Origin of the sequence: Microcella sp. (assembly GCF_046293215.1) — a bacterium.
Taxonomy (GTDB): Bacteria; Actinomycetota; Actinomycetes; order Actinomycetales; family Microbacteriaceae; genus Microcella.
Map to the genome: position 1 here is coordinate 1 of NZ_JBKBPI010000005.1, position 19,178 is coordinate 19,178.

The 19,178-nt window shown below is 68.1% G+C and carries 19 protein-coding genes; 10 read left to right on the forward strand and 9 right to left on the reverse strand.

Annotated features, from left to right (window positions below):
- Positions 1-167: 167 nt before the first annotated feature.
- The 7 genes from ACK4SC_RS05915 to ACK4SC_RS05945 all read right to left on the reverse strand — a co-directional run bounded on the left by ACK4SC_RS05915 (position 168) and on the right by ACK4SC_RS05945 (position 6,981).
- A complete protein-coding gene (locus ACK4SC_RS05915) occupies positions 168-1,016 on the reverse strand; it encodes an exodeoxyribonuclease III (RefSeq protein WP_409615923.1) in 849 nt (282 codons plus the stop codon).
- A gap of 64 nt (positions 1,017-1,080) precedes the next feature.
- A complete protein-coding gene (locus ACK4SC_RS05920) occupies positions 1,081-2,157 on the reverse strand; it encodes a YihY/virulence factor BrkB family protein (protein WP_409615926.1) in 1,077 nt (358 codons plus the stop codon).
- 68 nt (positions 2,158-2,225) lie between these two features.
- A complete protein-coding gene (locus ACK4SC_RS05925) occupies positions 2,226-2,981 on the reverse strand; it encodes a succinate dehydrogenase iron-sulfur subunit (protein WP_409615929.1) in 756 nt (251 codons plus the stop codon).
- Positions 2,981-4,786 (reverse strand): succinate dehydrogenase flavoprotein subunit, encoded by a 1,806-nt coding sequence (gene sdhA / locus ACK4SC_RS05930; RefSeq protein WP_409615933.1) that lies wholly within the window; start codon positions 4,784-4,786, stop codon positions 2,981-2,983. The genes ACK4SC_RS05925 and sdhA overlap by 1 nt, the downstream gene beginning before the upstream one ends.
- A gap of 3 nt (positions 4,787-4,789) precedes the next feature.
- Complete coding sequence (locus ACK4SC_RS05935; RefSeq protein WP_409615935.1) at positions 4,790-5,236, reverse strand: succinate dehydrogenase hydrophobic membrane anchor subunit; 447 nt, start codon at positions 5,234-5,236, stop codon at positions 4,790-4,792.
- 2 nt (positions 5,237-5,238) lie between these two features.
- Positions 5,239-5,631 carry a succinate dehydrogenase, cytochrome b556 subunit gene (gene sdhC, locus ACK4SC_RS05940; protein ID WP_409616328.1) on the reverse strand — a complete coding sequence of 131 codons (393 nt, stop codon included), beginning with the start codon at positions 5,629-5,631 and terminating at the stop codon, positions 5,239-5,241.
- A gap of 198 nt (positions 5,632-5,829) precedes the next feature.
- A complete protein-coding gene (locus ACK4SC_RS05945; RefSeq protein ID WP_409615938.1) occupies positions 5,830-6,981 on the reverse strand; it encodes a glycosyltransferase family 4 protein in 1,152 nt (383 codons plus the stop codon).
- A 99-nt stretch (positions 6,982-7,080) separates the two neighbouring features.
- On the opposite strand from ACK4SC_RS05945, the gene ACK4SC_RS05950 reads away from it, so the two are divergent.
- From ACK4SC_RS05950 to ACK4SC_RS05980, 7 genes are all read left to right on the forward strand, one after another.
- Positions 7,081-8,202 (forward strand): mannose-1-phosphate guanylyltransferase, encoded by a 1,122-nt coding sequence (locus ACK4SC_RS05950; protein WP_409615941.1) that lies wholly within the window; start codon positions 7,081-7,083, stop codon positions 8,200-8,202.
- Between the two features lie 240 nt (positions 8,203-8,442).
- Complete coding sequence (locus tag ACK4SC_RS05955) at positions 8,443-9,546, forward strand: BMP family protein (RefSeq protein WP_409616329.1); 1,104 nt, start codon at positions 8,443-8,445, stop codon at positions 9,544-9,546.
- 230 nt (positions 9,547-9,776) lie between these two features.
- A complete protein-coding gene (locus ACK4SC_RS05960; RefSeq protein ID WP_409615944.1) occupies positions 9,777-11,291 on the forward strand; it encodes an ABC transporter ATP-binding protein in 1,515 nt (504 codons plus the stop codon).
- Positions 11,288-12,637, forward strand: coding sequence for an ABC transporter permease (locus tag ACK4SC_RS05965; RefSeq protein ID WP_409615947.1), 1,350 nt, complete (start codon positions 11,288-11,290; stop codon positions 12,635-12,637). Before ACK4SC_RS05960 ends, ACK4SC_RS05965 begins: the two co-directional genes overlap by 4 nt.
- Positions 12,634-13,920 (forward strand): ABC transporter permease, encoded by a 1,287-nt coding sequence (locus ACK4SC_RS05970; protein ID WP_409615949.1) that lies wholly within the window; start codon positions 12,634-12,636, stop codon positions 13,918-13,920. The genes ACK4SC_RS05965 and ACK4SC_RS05970 overlap by 4 nt, the downstream gene beginning before the upstream one ends.
- Positions 13,921-13,945: 25 nt before the next feature.
- Complete coding sequence (locus tag ACK4SC_RS05975) at positions 13,946-14,353, forward strand: cytidine deaminase (protein WP_409615952.1); 408 nt, start codon at positions 13,946-13,948, stop codon at positions 14,351-14,353.
- A complete protein-coding gene (locus tag ACK4SC_RS05980; RefSeq protein ID WP_409615955.1) occupies positions 14,350-15,648 on the forward strand; it encodes a thymidine phosphorylase in 1,299 nt (432 codons plus the stop codon). Before ACK4SC_RS05975 ends, ACK4SC_RS05980 begins: the two co-directional genes overlap by 4 nt.
- Before the next feature lie 29 nt (positions 15,649-15,677).
- Here ACK4SC_RS05980 and ACK4SC_RS05985 read toward each other — a convergent pair whose 3' ends face one another.
- Complete coding sequence (locus ACK4SC_RS05985) at positions 15,678-16,625, reverse strand: nucleoside hydrolase (protein ID WP_409615958.1); 948 nt, start codon at positions 16,623-16,625, stop codon at positions 15,678-15,680.
- A gap of 41 nt (positions 16,626-16,666) precedes the next feature.
- Between ACK4SC_RS05985 and ACK4SC_RS05990 the strand changes: the two genes are divergently transcribed.
- Genes ACK4SC_RS05990 through ACK4SC_RS06000 form a run of 3 tightly spaced genes read left to right on the forward strand, consistent with a single transcriptional unit; the run spans position 16,667 to position 18,533 of the window.
- Positions 16,667-17,785: an adenosine deaminase gene (locus ACK4SC_RS05990; protein WP_409615962.1), complete on the forward strand. Its 1,119-nt coding sequence runs from the start codon at positions 16,667-16,669 to the stop codon at positions 17,783-17,785.
- Positions 17,782-18,264 carry a PTS sugar transporter subunit IIA gene (locus ACK4SC_RS05995; RefSeq protein WP_409615965.1) on the forward strand — a complete coding sequence of 161 codons (483 nt, stop codon included), beginning with the start codon at positions 17,782-17,784 and terminating at the stop codon, positions 18,262-18,264. The genes ACK4SC_RS05990 and ACK4SC_RS05995 overlap by 4 nt, the downstream gene beginning before the upstream one ends.
- The gene (locus tag ACK4SC_RS06000; RefSeq protein WP_409615968.1) at positions 18,261-18,533 is read left to right on the forward strand and encodes a PTS sugar transporter subunit IIB; all 273 of its coding nucleotides are present in this window, start codon (positions 18,261-18,263) and stop codon (positions 18,531-18,533) included. The genes ACK4SC_RS05995 and ACK4SC_RS06000 overlap by 4 nt, the downstream gene beginning before the upstream one ends.
- Before the next feature lie 66 nt (positions 18,534-18,599).
- Here the strand turns inward: ACK4SC_RS06000 and ACK4SC_RS06005 are convergent, their stop codons facing one another.
- A complete protein-coding gene (locus ACK4SC_RS06005; RefSeq protein ID WP_409615970.1) occupies positions 18,600-19,178 on the reverse strand; it encodes a hypothetical protein in 579 nt (192 codons plus the stop codon).

Genomic DNA, 19,178 nt, shown 5'->3' on the forward strand with positions numbered 1-19,178 from the left:
CGGTGCGCGACCACACCTGCGCTTCGCCCCCGATCGCCTCCATCCGGGCGAGGATGCTCATCCCGACTCCCAGCCGGGGGGGCCCCCCCCCGCGCCGGGGGCCAACCCCCCCCCCCCACCCCAACCCCCCCCCCGCGCCGGCGTCGCGGGATCGCGATGCGATCCCCTCAGCTCCAGCCCGCGTAGTCGACGACGACGGGAGCGTGGTCGCTCCACCGCGTGTCGTATGAGGGCGCTCGGTCGACGCGGTAGGCGCTGACCGTGGCGGCAAGCGCCGGCGTCGCGAGGTGGTAGTCGATGCGCCACCCGGTGTCGTTGTCGAACGCCTGGCCGCGGTTCGACCACCAGGTGTACGGCCCGTCGACTTCGCCGGCCCACTGGCGCCCCACGTCGACCCAGCCGAGGCCGGTGCCGGTCGTGCCGTCGACGCACTCGACCGGCTCGCCGGCGGGCGCGAGGAACCGATCGAAGTAGCTGCGCTCTCGGGGGAGGAAGCCCGCCTTCTTGCGATTGCCGCGCCAGTTCTTGATGTCGAGCTCGCGGTGCCCGACGTTCAGGTCGCCGACGACGACGGCGTACTCGGCGTGCGCGGCGAGCTGCGGCAGGCGCTCTTCCATCGCGTCGAGGAAGCGCCACTTTTCTTCCTGCTTCGGGGTGTCGGCCTCGCCCGAGTGCACGTAGCAGCTGACCACCGTCAGCGATGCTCCGCCCACAGTGACGTCAGCCTCGAGCCAGCGCCCCGCCGAGTCGAAGTCGGGCGGGCCGAGTTCGATGCGATGCACGTCGACGGGCTCACGCGTCGCGATCGCAACACCCGCCCGACCCTTCGCCGTGGCGGCGTCGTGCAGCACGTGCCACCCGTCACCGAGCAGCGGCACGAGGTCGGTGGTCTCGGCACGCACCTCTTGCAGGGCGAGCACGTCGACATCGGCGCCGGCGAGCCAGTCACCCATGCCCTTGCGGTAGGCGGCGCGGACTCCGTTGACGTTGACGCTGGCGATGCGAATGCGGGGCATACCCGCCATCCTAGGAGCGCCCACTGACAGGCCGCCGCGCGGTGTGAGGCGCGGGCGCAGGGGCCTAGCGGCGCGAGAGGCGGCGCTTGAGGCGCGCGAATATGCCGCCGCGAGCATCCGCCTCGTCCTCGTCTCCCATGCCGTGCTCGCGTACGAGGGCGCGGGCCGCCTCGAGGCGCGCGGCGAAGACCGCCTCGTCGAGAATGATGTCGTCGTCTTTGACGCTGGTGGCGATCCAGGCGCCGGTGATCAGGATCACCTGACACACGAAGTTGAACCAGATCAGCAGACCGACGATCACGGCGAACGACGCGATGAGGGGGTTCGACGACGCCCCGCCGAGCAGCAGACCACCGGCGATCTTGAGACCGCCAAGGCCGGCCGCCCCGATCAGCACCCCTTCGCGCAGGTGCCGCCACGGGATGCGCACCTCGCTCAGGATGCGGAACAGGGCTGCCAGCGCGACCGCGTCGACGGCGAACATGATGCTCAGCGTCAGGATCCGCCCGAGCACTCGCGCGAGCGTGGAGTCGTCGATGCCCACGAGGTCGAGCAGGAAGTCGGTCGCCTGCGTGCCGATGACGCTCAGCGCTGCCGAGACGATGATGAGCACGCCGAATCCGACGGTGAGGCCGAGGTCGCGCAGCCGTGCCTTGAGGAAGTTCTCGGGGGCGGGCGGCAGGTCGAACAGCTGGCGGGTCGCGCCGCGTGCGGCGTTGAGGAACCCCAGCGCCGTGACGAGCAAGCCCACCAGGGCGATCGCCCCCGTGAGCCCGAAGACTTGGGCGCTGAGCAACACGTCGGGGTCGATCGCGCCATTCCCGCTGCCGTCGTCGATGAGCCCGGGCACCGACTCGGAGATGATCGCGAACACGCTGTCGCGCAGCTCGCTGTTCGCCGAGATCACCGTGCCGAAGATCGCGAACCCGACCCACAGGCCGGCGAACACGGCAAACAACGCCTGAAAGGCCAGCCCGGACGCCAGGATCGGCCCGGAGGCCCCGAGGTAGCGCTGGAACGCCCGCACCGGTCGCGAACTCTTCACCGTCTCGACGACCGGCATCACTTTCGCCTTCAGTCCGCCGTCGTCCTGGCCGTCGGGTTCGCTGTCGTGAGCGGCGTCGTTTCGTTCGTCGCGCATCCCTCGACCCTAACGAAAGCGCCCCCGGGCATGACCCGGGGGCGCTTGATGCTCAGCGTGAGCGAAGGTTACGGCTTGCCCGACAGGATCGCCTGCTTGACCTCGGCGATGGCCTTCGTCACCTCGATGCCGCGGGGGCACGCCTCCGAGCAGTTGAAGGTCGTGCGGCAGCGCCACACGCCCTCCTTGTCGTTGAGGATGTCGAGACGCACCTGGGCGGCCTCGTCGCGGCTGTCGAAGATGAACCGGTGGGCGTTGACGATGGCCGCGGGGCCGAAGTACTGCCCGTCGGTCCAGAACACCGGGCACGACGAGGTGCACGCGGCGCACAGGATGCACTTGGTCGTGTCGTCAAAGCGCGCCCGGTCTTCGATCGACTGGATGCGCTCCTTCTCGGGCTTGTCGCTCGCGATGAGGAACGGCTGCACGGCCCGGTACGACTCGAAGAAGGGCTCCATGTCGACGATGAGGTCCTTCTCGAGCGGCAGACCCTTGATGGCCTCGACGTAGATCGGCTTCGTCACGTCGAGGTCCTTGATGAGGGTCTTGCAGGCGAGCCGGTTGCGGCCGTTGATGCGCATGGCGTCGGAGCCGCAGATGCCGTGCGCACACGAGCGGCGGAACGACAGCGTGCCGTCCTGGTCCCACTTGATCTTGTGCAGGGCGTCGAGCACACGGTCGGTCGAGTACATCTCGACGTCGAAGTCTTGCCAGTACGGCTCGGCGTCTTTCTCCGGGTCGAACCGGCGGACGATGAGCGTGACGGTGAAGGCCTGAACGGCGCCGACTTCCTGCGAGGGGGCCTCTGCGGTTGCAGTCGCCATCAGTACTTCCTCTCCATGGGCTGGTAGTGCGTGATCGTGACGGGCTTCCAATCCATGCGGATGTGGTCCTCCGGGTTCGCCGAGTGCAGGTCACCGACGAGGTAGGCCATCGTGTGCTGCATGTAGTCGGCGTCGTTGCGGTCGGGATAGTCGTCGCGCATGTGGCCGCCGCGGCTTTCCTTGCGATTACGCGCCGAGAACACGACGACCTCGGCGATGTCGAGGAGGAAGCCGAGCTCGATCGCCTCGAGCAGGTCGGTGTTGAACCGCTTGCCGCGGTCTTGGATCCCGACGTTGAGGTAGCGGTCGCGCAGCTCCTGGATGGTCTGCGTGACGCTCGCGAGGCTTTCCTCCGTGCGGAACACCTGGGCGTTCTTGTCCATCTCCTCCTGCAGCGTCTTGCGCAGTTCGGCGAGGCGCTCGGGGCCGTTGGCGGCGCGCAGACGCTCGACCATCTCGCGCACCTCCTTGGCCGGGTCGTCGGGCAGGGGAGCGAACTCGGCCGAGTTGGCGTACTCGACGGCGTACTTGCCAGCACGCTTGCCGAACACGTTGATGTCGAGCAGCGAGTTCGTGCCGAGGCGGTTCGAGCCGTGCACCGACACACAGGCGCACTCACCGGCTGCGTACAGGCCCTTCACGACCGTCTCGTTGTCGCTCAGCACCTCGGCCTTGATGTTGGTCGGGATGCCGCCCATCGCGTAGTGCGCGGTCGGCATGACCGGCACGGGCTCGTGCACGGGGTCGACGCCGAGGTAGGTGCGGGCGAACTCGGTGATGTCGGGCAGCTTCGTCTCGAGCACCTCGGCGCCCAGGTGCGTGCAGTCGAGCAGCACGTAGTCCTTGTTGGGGCCGGCGCCGCGACCTTCCGCGACCTCCTGCACCATGCAGCGCGAGATGATGTCGCGCGGCGCCAGGTCTTTGATGGTCGGGGCGTAACGCTCCATGAAGCGCTCGCCGCTGGCGTTGCGCAAGATCGCACCCTCACCGCGAGCACCCTCGGTGAGGAGGATGCCGAGGCCCGCGAGGCCGGTCGGGTGGAACTGGAAGAACTCCATGTCTTCCAGCGGGATGCCCTTGCGCCAGATGATGCCGACGCCGTCACCGGTGAGAGTGTGGGCGTTCGATGTCGTCTTGTAGATCTTGCCGAAGCCGCCCGTGGCGAAGACGACGCTCTTCGCGTGGAAGACGTGCAGGTCGCCGGTAGCGAGCTCGTAGGCGACGACGCCCGAGGCGACGCGTTCGCCGCCGACCTCGCTCATGACCAGGTCGAGCACGTAGAACTCGTTGTAGAACTCGATGCCGAGCTTGACGCAGTTCTGGAAGAGCGTCTGCAGGATCATGTGACCCGTGCGGTCAGCCGCGTAGCAGGCGCGGCGCACCGGCGCCTTACCGTGGTCACGCGTGTGGCCGCCGAAGCGCCGCTGGTCGATCTTGCCGTCGGGCGTGCGGTTGAAGGGCAGGCCCATGTTCTCGAGGTCGATGATCGCGTCAATCGCCTCTTTCGCGAGGATTTCGGCCGCGTCCTGGTCAACGAGGTAGTCGCCACCCTTGACGGTGTCGAAGGTGTGCCACTCCCAGCTGTCCTCCTCGACATTCGCCAGGGCGGCGGCCATGCCGCCCTGCGCCGCGCCCGTGTGCGAGCGCGTCGGGTACAGCTTCGAGATGACGGCGGTCTTGGCGTTGGGGCCAGCTTCGATGGCGGCGCGCATGCCGGCGCCACCGGCGCCGACGATGACGACGTCGAACTGGTGGTGATGCGTAATGACCTCCGGCGTTGCCGGAGCCGTGTTCGTGGTGCTCATGGTTTACAGGCCCTCACAGAAGGATGCGACCAGCGACGGATCGGCGCCGGCCGGGCAGGGGTCGAAGGTGTAGATGACGAGGGTGCCGAGCACGAGCAACACGACGGTCGAGCCGAAGAGTGCTCCCTGCATCAGGCGGCGGGTGCCCGGGCGCGACACGTAGTCGTTGACGAGCGTGCGCATGCCGTTGGCGCCGTGAATGAGGGCGAGCCACAGCAACAGCGTGTCCCAGATCTGCCAGAACGGGTCGGCCAACTTGCCGGCGACGAAGCCGAAGTCGATCTGGTTGATGCCCGTGCCGGTCATGAGGTTCACGAACAGGTGGCCGAAGATCAGAACGACGAGCATGATGCCCGAGGCCCGCATGTAGATCCAGCCCCACTTCTCCCAGTTGACGCCGCGCTTCGTGCGGGCGTAGGGGCTGCGGGGTGCGTCGATGGTCGCGGTCATCTCTAGCCTCCGAACACGTTCATCAGGTGGCGGGGGGTGAAGCCGATCATCAGCACGGCCCACACGCCGAGCACGCCGTAGAACATGGCGCGGTGGTAACGGGTGCCGATCTTCCAGAAGTCGACCAGGATGATGCGCAGGCCGTTCAGGGCGTGGAACCCGACGGCGCCCACGAGGGCAAGTTCTCCGAGGCCCATGACGGGGTTCTTGTAGACGCCCATGACCGCGTTGTACGCCTCGGGGCTGACCCGAATCAGCGCGGTATCGAGAATGTGAACGAGCAAGAAGAAGTAGATCGCGACACCGGTAATGCGGTGCAGGACCCACGACCACATGCCTTCACGGCCGCGGTACAGGGTGCCGGTCGATAAGACCGATCGGCGGGGTTCGGGTATGGACGTGGTCGCCGAGGCTGATGTGCCCTCGGCTCCCGTAACCTTCGCTGGCACGAGAAACCCTCCTCAGGGGCGGAATGGTCGGCGCGCGAAGCGCCGGCTCCGGTGATTGCTGTTCTCGACTGGTGGCCGCCGATCTGTGTTCAGTGTAGGCGCACTTTTCTGAGTGCTACGCCCGGGCGCGGTGGGATTCGCCCCCTAGACCGCGGTGAGAGCGGATTGCTCCGCGACGCGGCCCCGCGCGACGTCGATCACGCGCCCGTAGTGAGCGATCAGCTGATCCCCGAGCGCCTCCCAGGTGCGCCCGCGTACAGCGCGCCGGCCGGCTTCGCCGCGCCGAGCGCGTGCGGCAGGGTCCGTGGCGAGGGTGAGCACCGCATCCCGAATCGCGAGGGGATCCTCGGGGTCGGTCAGCAGACCCGTCTCGTCGTGCGCGATGAGATCGATGGGCCCACCCGCGCGAGGCGCAATGACGGGGAGCCCCGTCGCCTGCGCCTCTTGAATGGTTTGGCCGAACGTTTCTTCCGTTCCCGTGTGGGTAAAGATGTCGAACGCCGCATACGCGTCGGCGAGTTCGGTGCCGTGCAAGGCGCCGAGAAAGGTCGCGTCGAGCCCCGCGAGGGCACGGCGAACGCTCGCCATGCTCGGGCCGTCGCCGACGACGGCGACACGGATTCCGGGGATCCCGGCAAGGGCGGCGAGACGTTCGACGTGCTTTTCGGGCGCGAGTCGACCGACGTAGCCCACGACGACTTCGCCATTCGGCGACAGTTGCGACCGCAGCGTTCGCGCGCTCGCCCGGTCGCGGTTACGCGGGTGGTACCCGTCGAGGTCGACGCCGCGCCCCCAGCGTGCCAGGCGCTGCACGCCGGCCGCCTGCAGGTCAGCCAGCGCGGCACTCGACGGCGCCAACGTCAGATCGGCTTTGTCGTGTACCCAGGTCACGACCTTCCACGCGAACGAGCTGGCCGCCGCGAGATTGTTGCGCGCCGCGTACCCGGCGAGGTCGGTTTGAAAGATCGCGACACTCGGGATCCGCAGGCGGTGCGCCGCTCCGATTGCGGCCGCCCCGAGCAGAAAAGGACTCGCCGCGTGCAGTACGTCGGGCGCAAAGCGAGCGAGAGCGCGGTGCACCGTGGGGGTCGGAAGACCGACGGGGAAGTCGCGGTACGGAGCGCTCGGCACGTCGATCACGCGGGCCCCGGCGTACTCGCGCGGCGCACCGGCAGCCGGCGCGATGACAAGCGCCTCGTGGCCGCGACGCTCGAGGTGCTCGAGAACGCGAGCGACCGAGGTGGTGACGCCGTTGACGGTCGGCAGGAAGCTTTCGGTCACGATCGCGACGCGCATGGGCGCTCCTATCGGGCTCGGCTGAGGCCCACGGTAGGAAGCGGGCGTGACGTGACGGTGAACCCTCGGTGGACACGGTCGGGCGATAGGGTGACGCGCATGACCGCGCCTGACGAGACGCTGCCGCACTTCCACGCGATCATCCCCGCCGGAGGGGTCGGTTCGCGGCTCTGGCCGTTGTCGCGGGCCGAGACGCCGAAGTTCTTGCACGACCTGACGGGGAGCGGTCACACGCTGCTGCGCGACACGTGGAATCGGCTGAAGCCGTTGACCGGCGACGACGCGATCATGGTGGTGACGGGTCGGGCGCACCGGGTGGCGGTCATCGAGCAGCTTCCCGAGCTGGCTGAGGCGAACATCGTGCTCGAGAGCGAGCCGAAAGATTCCTCCGCCGCGATCGGCCTCGCCGCCGCGATCTTGTGCGCACGCGACCCTGAGGTGGTGATCGGTTCGTTCGCGGCCGACCACGTGATTGGGGATGCGCAGCGCTTTCGCGCCGTCGTCACCGAGGCGGTGGCCGTCGCCCGGGAGGGCTACATCACCACAATCGGCATCACGCCGACCGAGGCGGCCACCGGGTTCGGCTACATCAAGGCGGGGGCGTCTCTTGCCGTTGCGGGCGCTCCGCATGCGCAGCTGGTCGACCGTTTCGTCGAAAAGCCCGACCTTGCCACGGCGACCGACTATCTGCGGTCGGGCGACCACTTCTGGAACGCCGGCATGTTCATCGCCCGAGCAGACGTGCTGCTGGCTCAGCTCGCCGAGACACGCCCTGCTCTGCACCACGGGCTGATGCGCATCGCCGAGGCCTGGGACACCGACGAGCGCGACGATGTCGTTGACGCGACCTGGCCGCTGCTGGAAAAGATCGCCATCGACTATTCCGTGGCGGAGCCTGCCGCCGAGCGGGGGCGCCTGGCCGTCGTGCGGGGCGACTTTCCGTGGGATGACGTGGGCGACTTCTCGTCGCTCGCCAAGCTGCTGTCGGGCGGCCGCGTGGGTGACCTTGCCATCCTGGGGGAGGGCGCGCGGGTGTTGGCCGACTCGGCCAGCGGCGTGGTCGTGTCGCAGTCGCCGCGCCTCATCTCACTCATCGGCGTGACCGACATCGTCGTGGTGGACACCCCAGACGCGCTGCTCGTCACCACTCGTGAGAACGCACAGCGGGTGAAGGCCGTCGTCGACGCGATCAAGCAGGCGGGTCGTAGCGACCTGCTGTAGGACAGTCGCGCATCCCGAAGTGGGTGTCTCTCGCGTGAGCAGAGTCTGCTCATTTGAGCAGGTGGATGCGCGGGGCTCGGCTGGTTCGGCGAATTTCCGCGGGATTCCGCGCGCGTTCCGGATTCGTAACGCTTCGGTCTCCGGGACTAAAGACCGGGTGAACGCGGCCCATTCGGGCGCTAACGTGGAGCCAATTCGCTCACGCGCCCCCGCGTGGGAACCCCTTTTCTGGAGGACACCTTGACGATCATCTCCCGCAAGTCCGGCCTCGCCGGTCTCGCCCTGCTCGGGGCCAGCGCCCTCGTGCTCACGGGCTGCGCCGCGGCTCCGGACGCCGAGCCCACGACGGCCCCCGACCCCACCACGCCCACCGAGCCCGCGCTCGACTTCCTGCCCTGCATCGTTTCCGACGCCGGTGGCTGGGACGACCGCTCGTTCAACGAGGCCGCCTACGACGGCATCGAGTCGGCTGCGAACGACCTCGGCGTCGAGTTCGTCGCCGTCGAGTCGGCTGACGAGAACGCCTACGCCCCCAACGTGCAGGCTCTCGTCGACCAGGGCTGCGACCTGATCGTCACCGTCGGCTTCCTCCTCAACGAGGCGACGTCGACCGCGTCGGCCGCGAACCCCGACGTCAACTTCGCCATCATCGACGACTTCGTCGAGGCTGACAACGTCAAGCCGCTGCTGTTCGACACCGTCCAGGCGGCGTTCCTCGCCGGCTACGCGGCCGCGAGCTACAGCGAGTCGGGCATCGTCGGCACCTTCGGTGGTATCCCGATCCCGCCGGTCACCATCTTCATGGACGGCTTTGTGCAGGGTGTTGAGTACTACAACGAGCAGAACGGCACCTCGGTGCGCACGCTCGGCTGGGACTTCGACGCTCAGGACGGTGCCTTCACCGGTGGCTTCGCCCCCGGCACCGAGGCCCTGACCGCCGCGCAGAACCTGATCGACCAGGGCGCCGACGTGATCATGCCCGTTGGTGGCCCGATCTACTTCAGCGCCGCCGAGGCGATCCGCGACTCGGGTGAAGACATCACCCTGATCGGTGTCGACAAGGACATCTTCGTCTCCGACCCCGACCTGGGCGACCTCGTCCTCACCTCGGTGCTGAAGAACATCGGCAACGCCGTCTACGACGTCGTGACCGCTGCCGCCGAGGGCAACTTCGACAACAGCCTCTACGTCGGCACCCTCGAGAACGAGGGTGTGGGCCTGGCCCCGTTCCACGACTACGAGGCCTCGGTTGACCCCGAGCTGCAGGCGCAGATCGACGAGCTGATCGCCGCGATCATCTCGGGCGAGCTCGTGGTCGAGTCGCCGGCAACGCCCGGTCAGTAACGACCAAATAGCACCTCGCTGAGGGGGAGGTCGACGCGAGTCGGCCTCCCCCTCAGTCCGTTTCGGGGGTGGGATGCGCGGGACGGGTGCGTCCCTGACTGCCCATCCCGCGCATCCCACCCCCATCTGCTCAGATGAGCGCTATCGTGCTCAAAATCCGGCATCATGCCCCCAGTACAGTGAATCCGGAAGCAGCGCCGCGACCCCGACGGCGCAGGAAGGCCCAGATCATGAAGCTCGAGCTTCGTGGCATCACCAAGCGCTTTGGTGCGCTGACGGCGAATGACCACATTGACCTGACCGTCGAACCCGGCGAGATCCACTGTCTGCTCGGTGAGAACGGTGCCGGCAAGTCCACCCTCATGAACGTGCTCTACGGCCTGTATCGCGCCGACGAGGGCGAGATTCTGCTCAACGATGTCGTGCAGAAGTTCGAGGGGCCGGGCGACGCGATGAACGCCGGCATCGGCATGGTGCACCAGCACTTCATGCTCATTCCTGTGTTCACGGTCGCCGAGAACGTCATGCTCGGAAACGAGAGCACCAAAGCTGCCGGCGTGCTCGACCTCGAAACCGCCCGGGCGAAGGTGCGCGAGATCGGCGCCCGCTTCGGCTTCGACATCGACCCGGACGCGAAGATCGAAGACCTGCCGGTTGGCGTGCAGCAGCGCGTCGAGATCATCAAGGCGCTGTCGCGCGACGCGAAGGTGCTCGTCTTCGACGAACCGACCGCCGTGCTGACTCCGCAAGAGACCGACGAGCTCATGGACATCATGCGCCAGCTCAAGGCCGAGGGCACTGCGATCGTGTTCATCACCCACAAGCTGCGCGAGGTGCGCGAAGTCGCCGACCGCATCACGGTCATCCGGCTCGGAAAGGTTGTTGGTGAGGCTGAGCCGACGGCGTCGAACGCCGAACTGGCCTCGCTCATGGTCGGCCGCGCCGTGTCGCTCACGGTCGACAAGGCGCCGGCTGCGCCGGGCGACGACGCGCTCGTTGTCGACGGTCTCACGGTCACCGACCCCATCGGTCAGGTGCTCGTCGACAACGTCTCATTCACGCTCAAGCGCGGCGAGATTCTCTGTGTCGCTGGCGTGCAGGGCAACGGTCAGACCGAGCTGACCGAAGCGATCATGGGCCTGCAGCACCGCGTGCTCGGCTCGATCGTGCTCGATGGCACCGAGCTCGTCGGCAAGAGCCCGCGGGGCGTGCTTGACGCCGGCGTGGGCTTCGTGCCCGAAGACCGCAAGGAAGACGGCCTCGTCGGCGAATTCACGATCGCCGAGAACCTCATGCTCGACCGCTACACCGGAGAGCCGTTCGTCAAGCGGGGCGCGCTGCAGTTGGACGCGCTCGCCACCTTCGCGACAGAAAAGGTCAGAGAGTTCGACGTGCGGGCCCAGGGCATTGCGACCAAGGTGGGTCGACTGTCGGGTGGTAACCAGCAGAAGGTCGTGCTCGCCCGCGAGCTCAGCCGCGAACTGCGGCTGTTCATCGCGGCCCAGCCGACGCGTGGACTCGACGTGGGCTCGATCGAGTTCGTGCACAAGCGCATCGTCGAGACCCGCGACTCGGGGGTCCCCGTCATCGTGGTGTCGACCGAGCTCGACGAGGTTGCCGCGCTCGCTGATCGCATCGCGGTCATGTACCGCGGGCGCATCATCGGCATCGTTCCGGGCGACACCCCGCGCGACGTACTCGGACTCATGATGGCTGGAGAAACCCCCGCGGAGGTGGCGGCGTGAGCGACACGAACGACAACAAGGCGACGCCCGGCAAGCCCGACCAGCTTTCGGCGGCCGGAACCGGCCCGGAGGCCGCGGCAACGCCGACGCAGACCGACACCGCGACGGGTGCGGCCACGGAGGTTCCCGACGCTCCTCGCCAAAACCAGATCTTGAAAGAGATCTTCGGCGGTTCCGCGATGATCTCGCTGCTGGCCGTCGTGCTCGCGCTTGTCTTCGGCGGGCTCCTCATCGCCCTGACCGACCCCGTCGTGCAGCAGACATCCGCGTACTTCTTCGCACGCCCTGGCGACACCTTCGTGGCCATCGCCGAGGCCGTCGGAGGCGCATACGCTGCGCTGTTCCGCGGGTCGGTCTTCAACTACCTGCGCGCCGACGACTTCGCCGCGGCGATCCGGCCGTTGACGGCCACGCTCGCCAACGCCACCCCGCTGATCGCCGCGGGTCTGGGCGTCGCGCTGGCGTTCCGGGTCGGCCTGTTCAACATCGGTGGCCGCGGCCAGATCCTCATCGCCGCCGCAGCGGCCGGCTACGTGGGCGCCTATGTGCCCCTTCCCCCGGTCATCCACCTCGTCGTCGCTCTCGTCGTCGGCCTGATCGGGGGGGCGATCTGGGGCGGAATCGTGGGCCTGCTCAAGGCGCGCACCGGTGCTCACGAGGTCATCGTGACGATCATGTTGAACTACATCGCGTTCTACCTGATCTCGTTCCTGCTGCGCACCCCGGGTGCGCTTCAGGCGCCTGGCCAGTCGAACCCTCGCTCGGGCCCCATGCTCGAGACCGCGCAGTTCCCGAAGATCGCGGGCGAGGCGTACGACCTGAACCTCGGCTTCATCCTCGTGATCGTCGCGACGATCTACGTCTGGTACCTGCTCAATCGCTCGGCGATGGGCTTCCAGTTCCGCGCGGTGGGTGAGAACCCGCACGCGGCACGCGTTGCCGGCATCAACGTCGAGCGCACCTACGTGAAGGTGATGGTCATCGCCGGGGCACTCGTCGGTCTTGCCGGTGTGCAGCAGGCACTGGGCAACTTCACCGGTGGCATCGCGGCTGGCCTCGACGCCGGCATCGGCTTCGATGCCATCACGGTCGCACTGCTCGGCCGCTCGAAGCCCATCGGGGTGTTCTTCGCCGGCATCCTCTTCGGTGCGCTGAAAGCCGGCGCCGTCACGATGCAGGCCGCCGAGGGCATCCCCGTCGACATCGTGCTGGTCGTGCAGTCGTTCATCGTGCTGTTCATTGCGGCACCGCCGCTCGTGCGCTCGATCTTCCGACTGCCGACACCCGACCCCAGCTTCCACTGGCGTAAGCCGAAGCTCGACCGCAAGGCGGAGGTAGCGAAGTGATCGATGTGAAGACCACCCCGGTTCCGGCGGGCGGCACCGCCCCGGCCACCATTGCCGTGCGCAGCTGGAAGGCCCCCATCGGCTTCTCTGCCTTCGTCGTGCTCTCTGCCGTGCTCTTCATCGGGTTCGGCCGAGACGGTGTGACGAACTTTCGCCTGAGCACGAACAGCGACCTCATTCAGCTGCCCGAGATTCCGCTGCCCGCGCTCGCCACCGGAATCGTGGCGACCGCCGCGATGGCGACCATCACGGTCTACGCCTTCCTCCGTGCGCGTGAGGCGAAGAAGATCCCGCTGTGGGTGACCACGCTGTTCGCGGTCATCTTCCTCACGGCGTTCTTGACCTGGGCCGCCGCCGGCGCCACGCTGCCGATGATCGGCTTGCTGGCCGGAGCGCTCACGGTGTCGACCCCGCTGATCTTCGGATCGCTCGGCGGCGTCATCAGCGAGCGCGTCGGCGTCGTGAACATCGCCATCGAGGGTCAGCTGCTCTCTGGCGCCTTCGTGGCCGCGCTGGTCGCGAGCATCACCGGCAACCCGTTCGCGGGTCTGGCCGGGGCGATGCTCGCCGGTGCGCTCGTGTCGACGATCCTCGCCTCGTTCTCGATCAAGTACTTCGTCGACCAAATCATCGTCGGCGTTGTGTTGAACGTGCTCGTGATCGGCCTGACCAGCTTCCTGTTCTCGACCCTGATGTCGGGCAACTCGGCAGCCTTCAACTCGCCGGCCCGCTTCGAGCGCATCGCGATTCCGCTGCTCAGCGAGATCCCCATCCTCGGGCCGATCCTGTTCCGTCAGTCGATCATCGTGTACCTCATGTACATCGCGGTCGTCGCGGTCTGGTTCGCGCTGTTCAAGACCCGCTGGGGCCTGCGCCTGCGCGCGGTCGGCGAGCACCCGACGGCGGCCGACACCGTCGGCATCAAGGTGCGGGCGACCCGCTTCTGGAACGTGCTGCTCGCCGGCGCGATCGTCGGCGGCGGCGGCGCCTTCTTCTCGCTGGCCGCGGTCGGATCCTTCCAGAAAGAGATGACCAACGGTGCGGGCTTCATCGCGCTCGCCGCCGTGATCTTCGGTCGCTGGGACCCGATCCGCGCCACTCTTGCCGCCCTGCTATTCGGTTTCGCGACCAACCTGCAGTCGACCCTGTCGATCGTCGGATCCCCGGTGCCGAGCGAGTTCATGCTGATGCTGCCCTACATCGTGACGATCTTCGCGGTGGCTGGCCTCGTTGGCTACTCGCGGCCGCCCGCCGCGACCGGCAAACCGTACATAACATCGTGACCGTCACGAGCATCCGGAGTACGCGATGACGACGACCGACATCGACTGGGATGCCCTGCGTTCCGTCGCGATGGACGCCATGCGCAAGGCGTACGTGCCGTACTCGAAGTTCCCCGTCGGGGTGGCCGCGATCGTCGACGACGGTCGCGTCATCTCGGGGTGCAACGTCGAGAACGCGTCGTACGGATTGACGCTGTGCGCCGAGTGCACCCTCGTATCGACGCTCATCATGACCGGCGGAGGGCAGCTCGTTGCCTTCACGTGCGTCGATGGCAATGGCGGCGCGCTGATGCCGTGCGGCCGCTGCCGCCAGCTGCTGTACGAACACTCGGCCGAGGGCATGCTGCTCGAGACCGTGTCGGGCATCAGAACGATCGACGAGGTGCTGCCTGACGCGTTCGGGCCGCGCACCCTGGAGGAGTACCGCTCATGAGCATTGAACCGTTCGACGTCGTCGACCTCATTCGCACGAAGCGTGACCGCGGCGCCCTGAGTACCGAGCAGATTCAGTGGATGGTCGACGCGTACACGCGCGGCTACATCGCCGACGAGCAGATGTCGGCGATGGCGATGGCCATCTTTTTGAACGGCATGGAGCGCGACGAGGTGCGCGACATGACGCTCGCGATGGTTGCGAGCGGTACGCGTCTCGACTTCTCAGGCCTGTCGAAGAAGACCACCGACAAGCACTCGACCGGGGGAGTGGGCGACAAGATCACCCTGCCCCTTGCGCCGCTCGTCGCCTCGTTCGGTGTCGCCGTGCCGCAGTTGTCGGGCCGGGGGCTCGGCCACACGGGCGGCACACTCGACAAGCTCGAGTCGATCCCCGGCTGGCGGGCCAACGTCTCGGTCGACGACATGATGGCGCAGCTCGAGAGCGCGGGCGCCGTGGTGTGCGCCGCCGGGTCGGGGCTCGCCCCCGCCGACGGCAAGCTGTACGCGCTGCGCGACACGACGGGCACGGTGGAGTGCATCCCGCTGATCGCGTCGTCGATCATGTCGAAGAAGATCGCCGAGGGCACGGCCGCGCTCGTGCTCGACGTGAAGTTCGGCTCGGGCGCGTTCCTGAAAGACATCGAGATGTCGCGCGAACTCGCCAAGGTCATGGTTCGCCTCGGTGAAGACGCTGGCGTCGCCACCCGCGCCGTGCTCACCAACATGAACGTGCCGCTCGGCCTCGCGATCGGTAACGCCAACGAGGTGCGCGAATCGGTCGAGGTGCTCGCCGGCGGCGGCCCGGCCGACATCGTCGAACTGACCGTGACGCTTGCCCGCCACATGCTCGAGCTCGCCGGCGTCACCGACGCCGACGTCGAGGGTGCGCTGACGACGGGTAAGGCGATGGACGCCTGGCGCGCCATGATCAGCGCCCAGGGCGGCGACCCGGATGCCCCGCTCCCGGTTGCTCGTGAACAGCACGTCGTCACGGCCGACCGCGACGGTGTGCTCGTCGAGCAGCAGGCGCTGCCCTTCGGTATTGCCGCCTGGCGCCTCGGGGCCGGACGCGCCCGCAAGGAGGACCCGGTCGACCACGCCGCCGGAATCGACCTGCACGCGAAGCCGGGTGACACCGTCACCAAGGGGCAGCCGCTGTTCACGATGCACACGAACGAGGCAGCACGCTTCGACCGTGCGCTCGAAGCGCTCGAGGGCGGGTACCGCATCGGCGACGCGTCCGAGGAGGTCGTCACGGGCGGCCCGCTCATCGCGGGCGTCGTCGAGCCGTAGGCCGGCGCGCGGCGGCTACGGCCGCCGCGCTAGAACTCGGTGTGGCCGATGCGCGTGAGCGCGTCGACGACGAGAGACCAGAACCGGTCGACGTCGAGATCCATGGCGACGTGCGTCGTGCATCCTGCCGGTGCGGGCGCGCGCAGATCGGCGACTGTCATGCCGAGCGTCGACGTGCCCGTCAGCTCGACGGTCAGCGGCGCGGCGATCGTGCGCACGATCGTCGGGTCGATCACCGCGGCGACCGCGACCGGGTCGTGCACGGGCGGGTGGTCGAAGCCCTGCGCGTCTTTGTACGTGTGGCCGAAGAAGTCGAGCAGTTCGCCCACGAAGCGGGCCGCGGGCGTTCCGACGGCGGCGATCGCGGCGGCGACCTCGGGAGTCGCAAGCGCCTGGTGGGTGACGTCGAGCCCGACCATGACGAGCGGCCACGACTCGTTCATGACAATGTGGGCGGCCTCGGGGTCGATGACGATGTTGAACTCGGCGACCGCGTTCCAGTTGCCGACGTGCACGCCGCCGCCCATCAGCACGACCTTCTTCACGCGCTCGACGATCCGCGGCTCGAGCCGGGCCGCGAGTGCGATGTTGGTGAGGGCGCCGGTCGGCACGAGGGTGACCGTGCCCGGTTCCTCCCGCATGATCGTGTCGACGATGAGCTGCACGGCGCGGCGGTCGTCGAGTTCGATCGTCGGCTCGGGCAGCACGGGCCCGTCGAGCCCCGATTCGCCGTGAATGTCGGGCGCCGTTTCGATGTCGCGCACGAGCGGGCGGTGCGCTCCGCGCGCAAACGGGATGCTCGTGATGCCGGCCACTCGCGCCACGGCGAGGGCGTTTCTGGTCACCTTCTCGATCGTCTGGTTGCCCATCACGGTGGTGACGGCCAGCAACTCGATGTCGGGGCTGCCGTGGGCGAGCAGCATGGCGATGGCGTCGTCGTGGCCAGGGTCGCAGTCGAGGATGATCTTCTCGGGCATCCCCTCAGCGTAGGGCTCGCGCGACCACTAGATTTGACGGTATGACGACGGCGACACCGCACCACCTGCCCGGCACCGACATCGCGCTCGAGCAGCTTCCGAAGGTGTCGCTGCACGACCACCTCGACGGCGGCCTGCGCCCGGCCACGATCGTCGAGCTCGCTGCTGACGCTGGCGTCGAGCTGCCCACGACCGACGCCGACGAACTGGGCGCGTGGTTCGCCGAGAAGTCGAACTCTGGCTCGCTGGTCGAATACCTGAAGACGTTCGACATCACGACCGCGGTCATGCAGACCCGCGAGGGGCTCACTCGGGTCGCCCGCGAGTTCGTCGACGACCTCGTGGCCGATGGCGTCATCTGGGGAGAGGTGCGCTGGGCGCCCGAACAGCACCTGACGCGGGGCCTCAGCCTCGACGAGACGGTCGAGGCCGTTCAGGAGGGGCTCGATCAGGGAGTCGAGGCCGCGCGCGCAGCCGGGCACCGCATCCGCGTCGGTCAGCTGGTCAGCGCCATGCGGCACGCCGACCGCGGGCTCGAGATCGCACAGCTTGCCCTCCGTCATCGCGACTCGGGCGTCGTCGGCTTCGACATCGCGGGCGCCGAGGCGGGCTTCCCGCCGAGCCGCATGCGCGACGCCTTCGACCTGCTCGCCGCCGAATTCTTCCCGGCGACGATTCACGCGGGCGAGGCAGACGGGCTCGACAGCATTCGCAGCGCCCTGAACGACGGCCACGCTCTGCGCCTCGGTCACGGAGTGCGCCTCGCCGAAGACATCGAGATCACGCGCGAGGCTGACCAGCAGTATGCGCGGCTTGGCCGCCTCGCCGAGTGGGTGAAAGATCGCGGCATCGCGCTCGAGACGAGCCCGAGCTCGAACCTGCAGACCGGTGCGATCGCGCAGTGGGGAGACTCGCTCGCTGACCACCCGCTCGACCTGCTGTACCAGCTGGGCTTCCGGGTCACCGTGAACACCGACAACCGCCTCATGAGCGGCACGACCCTCAGCCGCGAACTCGCGCTCGTGGCCGACGAGTTCGCCTACGACCTCGACGACCTTCTCGCTTTCCAGCTGAACGCCGCCGAGGCCGCATTCTTGCCCGTGGAAGACCGCGAGGCACTCGCCGACGCCATCATCGAAGGGTTCGACGACGCCCGATGACCGACTCTTTCGACCCGGCTGAGGCGCAACTGCCCCCTCTTGCCGACCGCGCCATCGTGCTGCACGCGCGCGCTGACGACTGGCGTGATGCCGTGCGGCTCGCTGGCGACGCGCTCGTCGACTGCGGGTGTGCCACGAGCGAGTACACCGACGCCATGGTGCGCATGGTCGACGACCACGGCCCGTACATCGTGATCGCGCCCGGTCTCGCGCTTGCGCACGCGCGCCCCGGCCCCGAGGTGCGCCGCGACGGGCTGTCGGTCGTGACGCTCGCCACACCCGTTGCGTTTGGCCACGCGCACAACGACCCGGTGCGGGTGGTCATCGGTCTCGCTGTGCACGCGCCGGATGCCCACCTCACCTCCGTCGCGGCGCTCGCGAACGTGTTCAACGATGCCTCCGCCATCCACGCGATCGCGGACGCGACGACCCGCGACCAGGTGCGCAACATTCTGGATGCTCGGAGGCCAGCCCCGTGAAAATCGTTGCGATCTGCGGCGCGGGCATCGGCTCGTCCGGAATCCTGAAGGTCAACGCCGAGCGGGTGTTGCAGCGGCTCGGGCTCACCGCCACCGTCGTCGCCGCCGACATCGCTTCGGTGCAGCGGGTGGCCGCCGACGCGCAGGTCATCCTCACGAGCCAGGAGTTCGTCGAGGCGATCGGCCCCACGCGTGCGGACGTCGTCGTGGTCGAAAACTACTTCGACACCGATGAATTGAGCCGCAAGATCGAGGCCGCGATCGGCTGACCCCCTCGCGCGCGACCGCGCCGGATGGTGAGCACGCTGAGGCGTGTGCCGCGCCGAGCGCTCGCGCTACTCCTCGTCGATGGCCGCCGGGGGCTTCCGGAACGCGTTCATCACCGCGAGCGCGAGCGACACGACGATCAGCACGAGCCCCGTGCCGGTCAGCAGCATGAGCGTCACCACGATGCCGATCGTGAGGCCGACCACGGCGATGCGCAGCGGCGTGCGCGACTCGGGCGTGGCGGGCATCCAGCCGATGGCGGCGCACGCGGCTGCGGCCCCGGCGAGTGCGAAGAACGTGATCGGGATGACCGCGGCGGCGAACGTGTCCAACGACCCGAAGAAGAACGGCACGAGCACGAGGAGACGCAGCGCGAGCAGCACGTAGGCCAAAGCGATCAGCCAGGCGGGTACGGCGCGGCGCCCCACCGCGGCGTGGACGGCGCGCAGCAGGGCCAGGAAGGCGAGAACTCCGAGGGCACCGGTCAGATTGGAGATGAGCAGAAGCGTCTCGGGAGAGTCGGTGGGCGTCGAGAACAGCGCCGGCCCGAACGCGGCGAGGACGAAGCCGACGGCCGCGGCCGACGCCCATGCCACTCCCGACATGCGTGTGGTGGGAGGGGCGGCGAGGCGGTCAACGATGCTCAT

Excerpts from the sequence above, each read along its gene's own strand:
- ACK4SC_RS05960 (WP_409615944.1), top strand. The coding sequence starts at position 9,777 with ATGAAGCTCGAGCTTCGTGGCATCACCAAGCGCTTTGGTGCGCTGACG.
- ACK4SC_RS05985 (WP_409615958.1), bottom strand. The coding sequence starts at position 16,625 with ATGCCCGAGAAGATCATCCTCGACTGCGACCCTGGCCACGACGACGCC.
- ACK4SC_RS05975 (WP_409615952.1), top strand. The coding sequence starts at position 13,946 with ATGACGACGACCGACATCGACTGGGATGCCCTGCGTTCCGTCGCGATG.
- ACK4SC_RS05920 (WP_409615926.1), bottom strand. The coding sequence starts at position 2,157 with ATGCGCGACGAACGAAACGACGCCGCTCACGACAGCGAACCCGACGGC.
- ACK4SC_RS05925 (WP_409615929.1), bottom strand. The coding sequence starts at position 2,981 with ATGGCGACTGCAACCGCAGAGGCCCCCTCGCAGGAAGTCGGCGCCGTT.
- sdhA (WP_409615933.1), bottom strand. The coding sequence starts at position 4,786 with ATGAGCACCACGAACACGGCTCCGGCAACGCCGGAGGTCATTACGCAT.
- ACK4SC_RS06005 (WP_409615970.1), bottom strand. The coding sequence starts at position 19,178 with ATGAGCATCGTTGACCGCCTCGCCGCCCCTCCCACCACACGCATGTCG.
- ACK4SC_RS05995 (WP_409615965.1), top strand. The coding sequence starts at position 17,782 with ATGACCGACTCTTTCGACCCGGCTGAGGCGCAACTGCCCCCTCTTGCC.
- ACK4SC_RS05945 (WP_409615938.1), bottom strand. The coding sequence starts at position 6,981 with ATGCGCGTCGCGATCGTGACCGAAAGCTTCCTGCCGACCGTCAACGGC.
- ACK4SC_RS05950 (WP_409615941.1), top strand. The coding sequence starts at position 7,081 with ATGACCGCGCCTGACGAGACGCTGCCGCACTTCCACGCGATCATCCCC.
- ACK4SC_RS05935 (WP_409615935.1), bottom strand. The coding sequence starts at position 5,236 with ATGACCGCGACCATCGACGCACCCCGCAGCCCCTACGCCCGCACGAAG.
- ACK4SC_RS05990 (WP_409615962.1), top strand. The coding sequence starts at position 16,667 with ATGACGACGGCGACACCGCACCACCTGCCCGGCACCGACATCGCGCTC.
- ACK4SC_RS05980 (WP_409615955.1), top strand. The coding sequence starts at position 14,350 with ATGAGCATTGAACCGTTCGACGTCGTCGACCTCATTCGCACGAAGCGT.
- ACK4SC_RS05915 (WP_409615923.1), bottom strand. The coding sequence starts at position 1,016 with ATGCCCCGCATTCGCATCGCCAGCGTCAACGTCAACGGAGTCCGCGCC.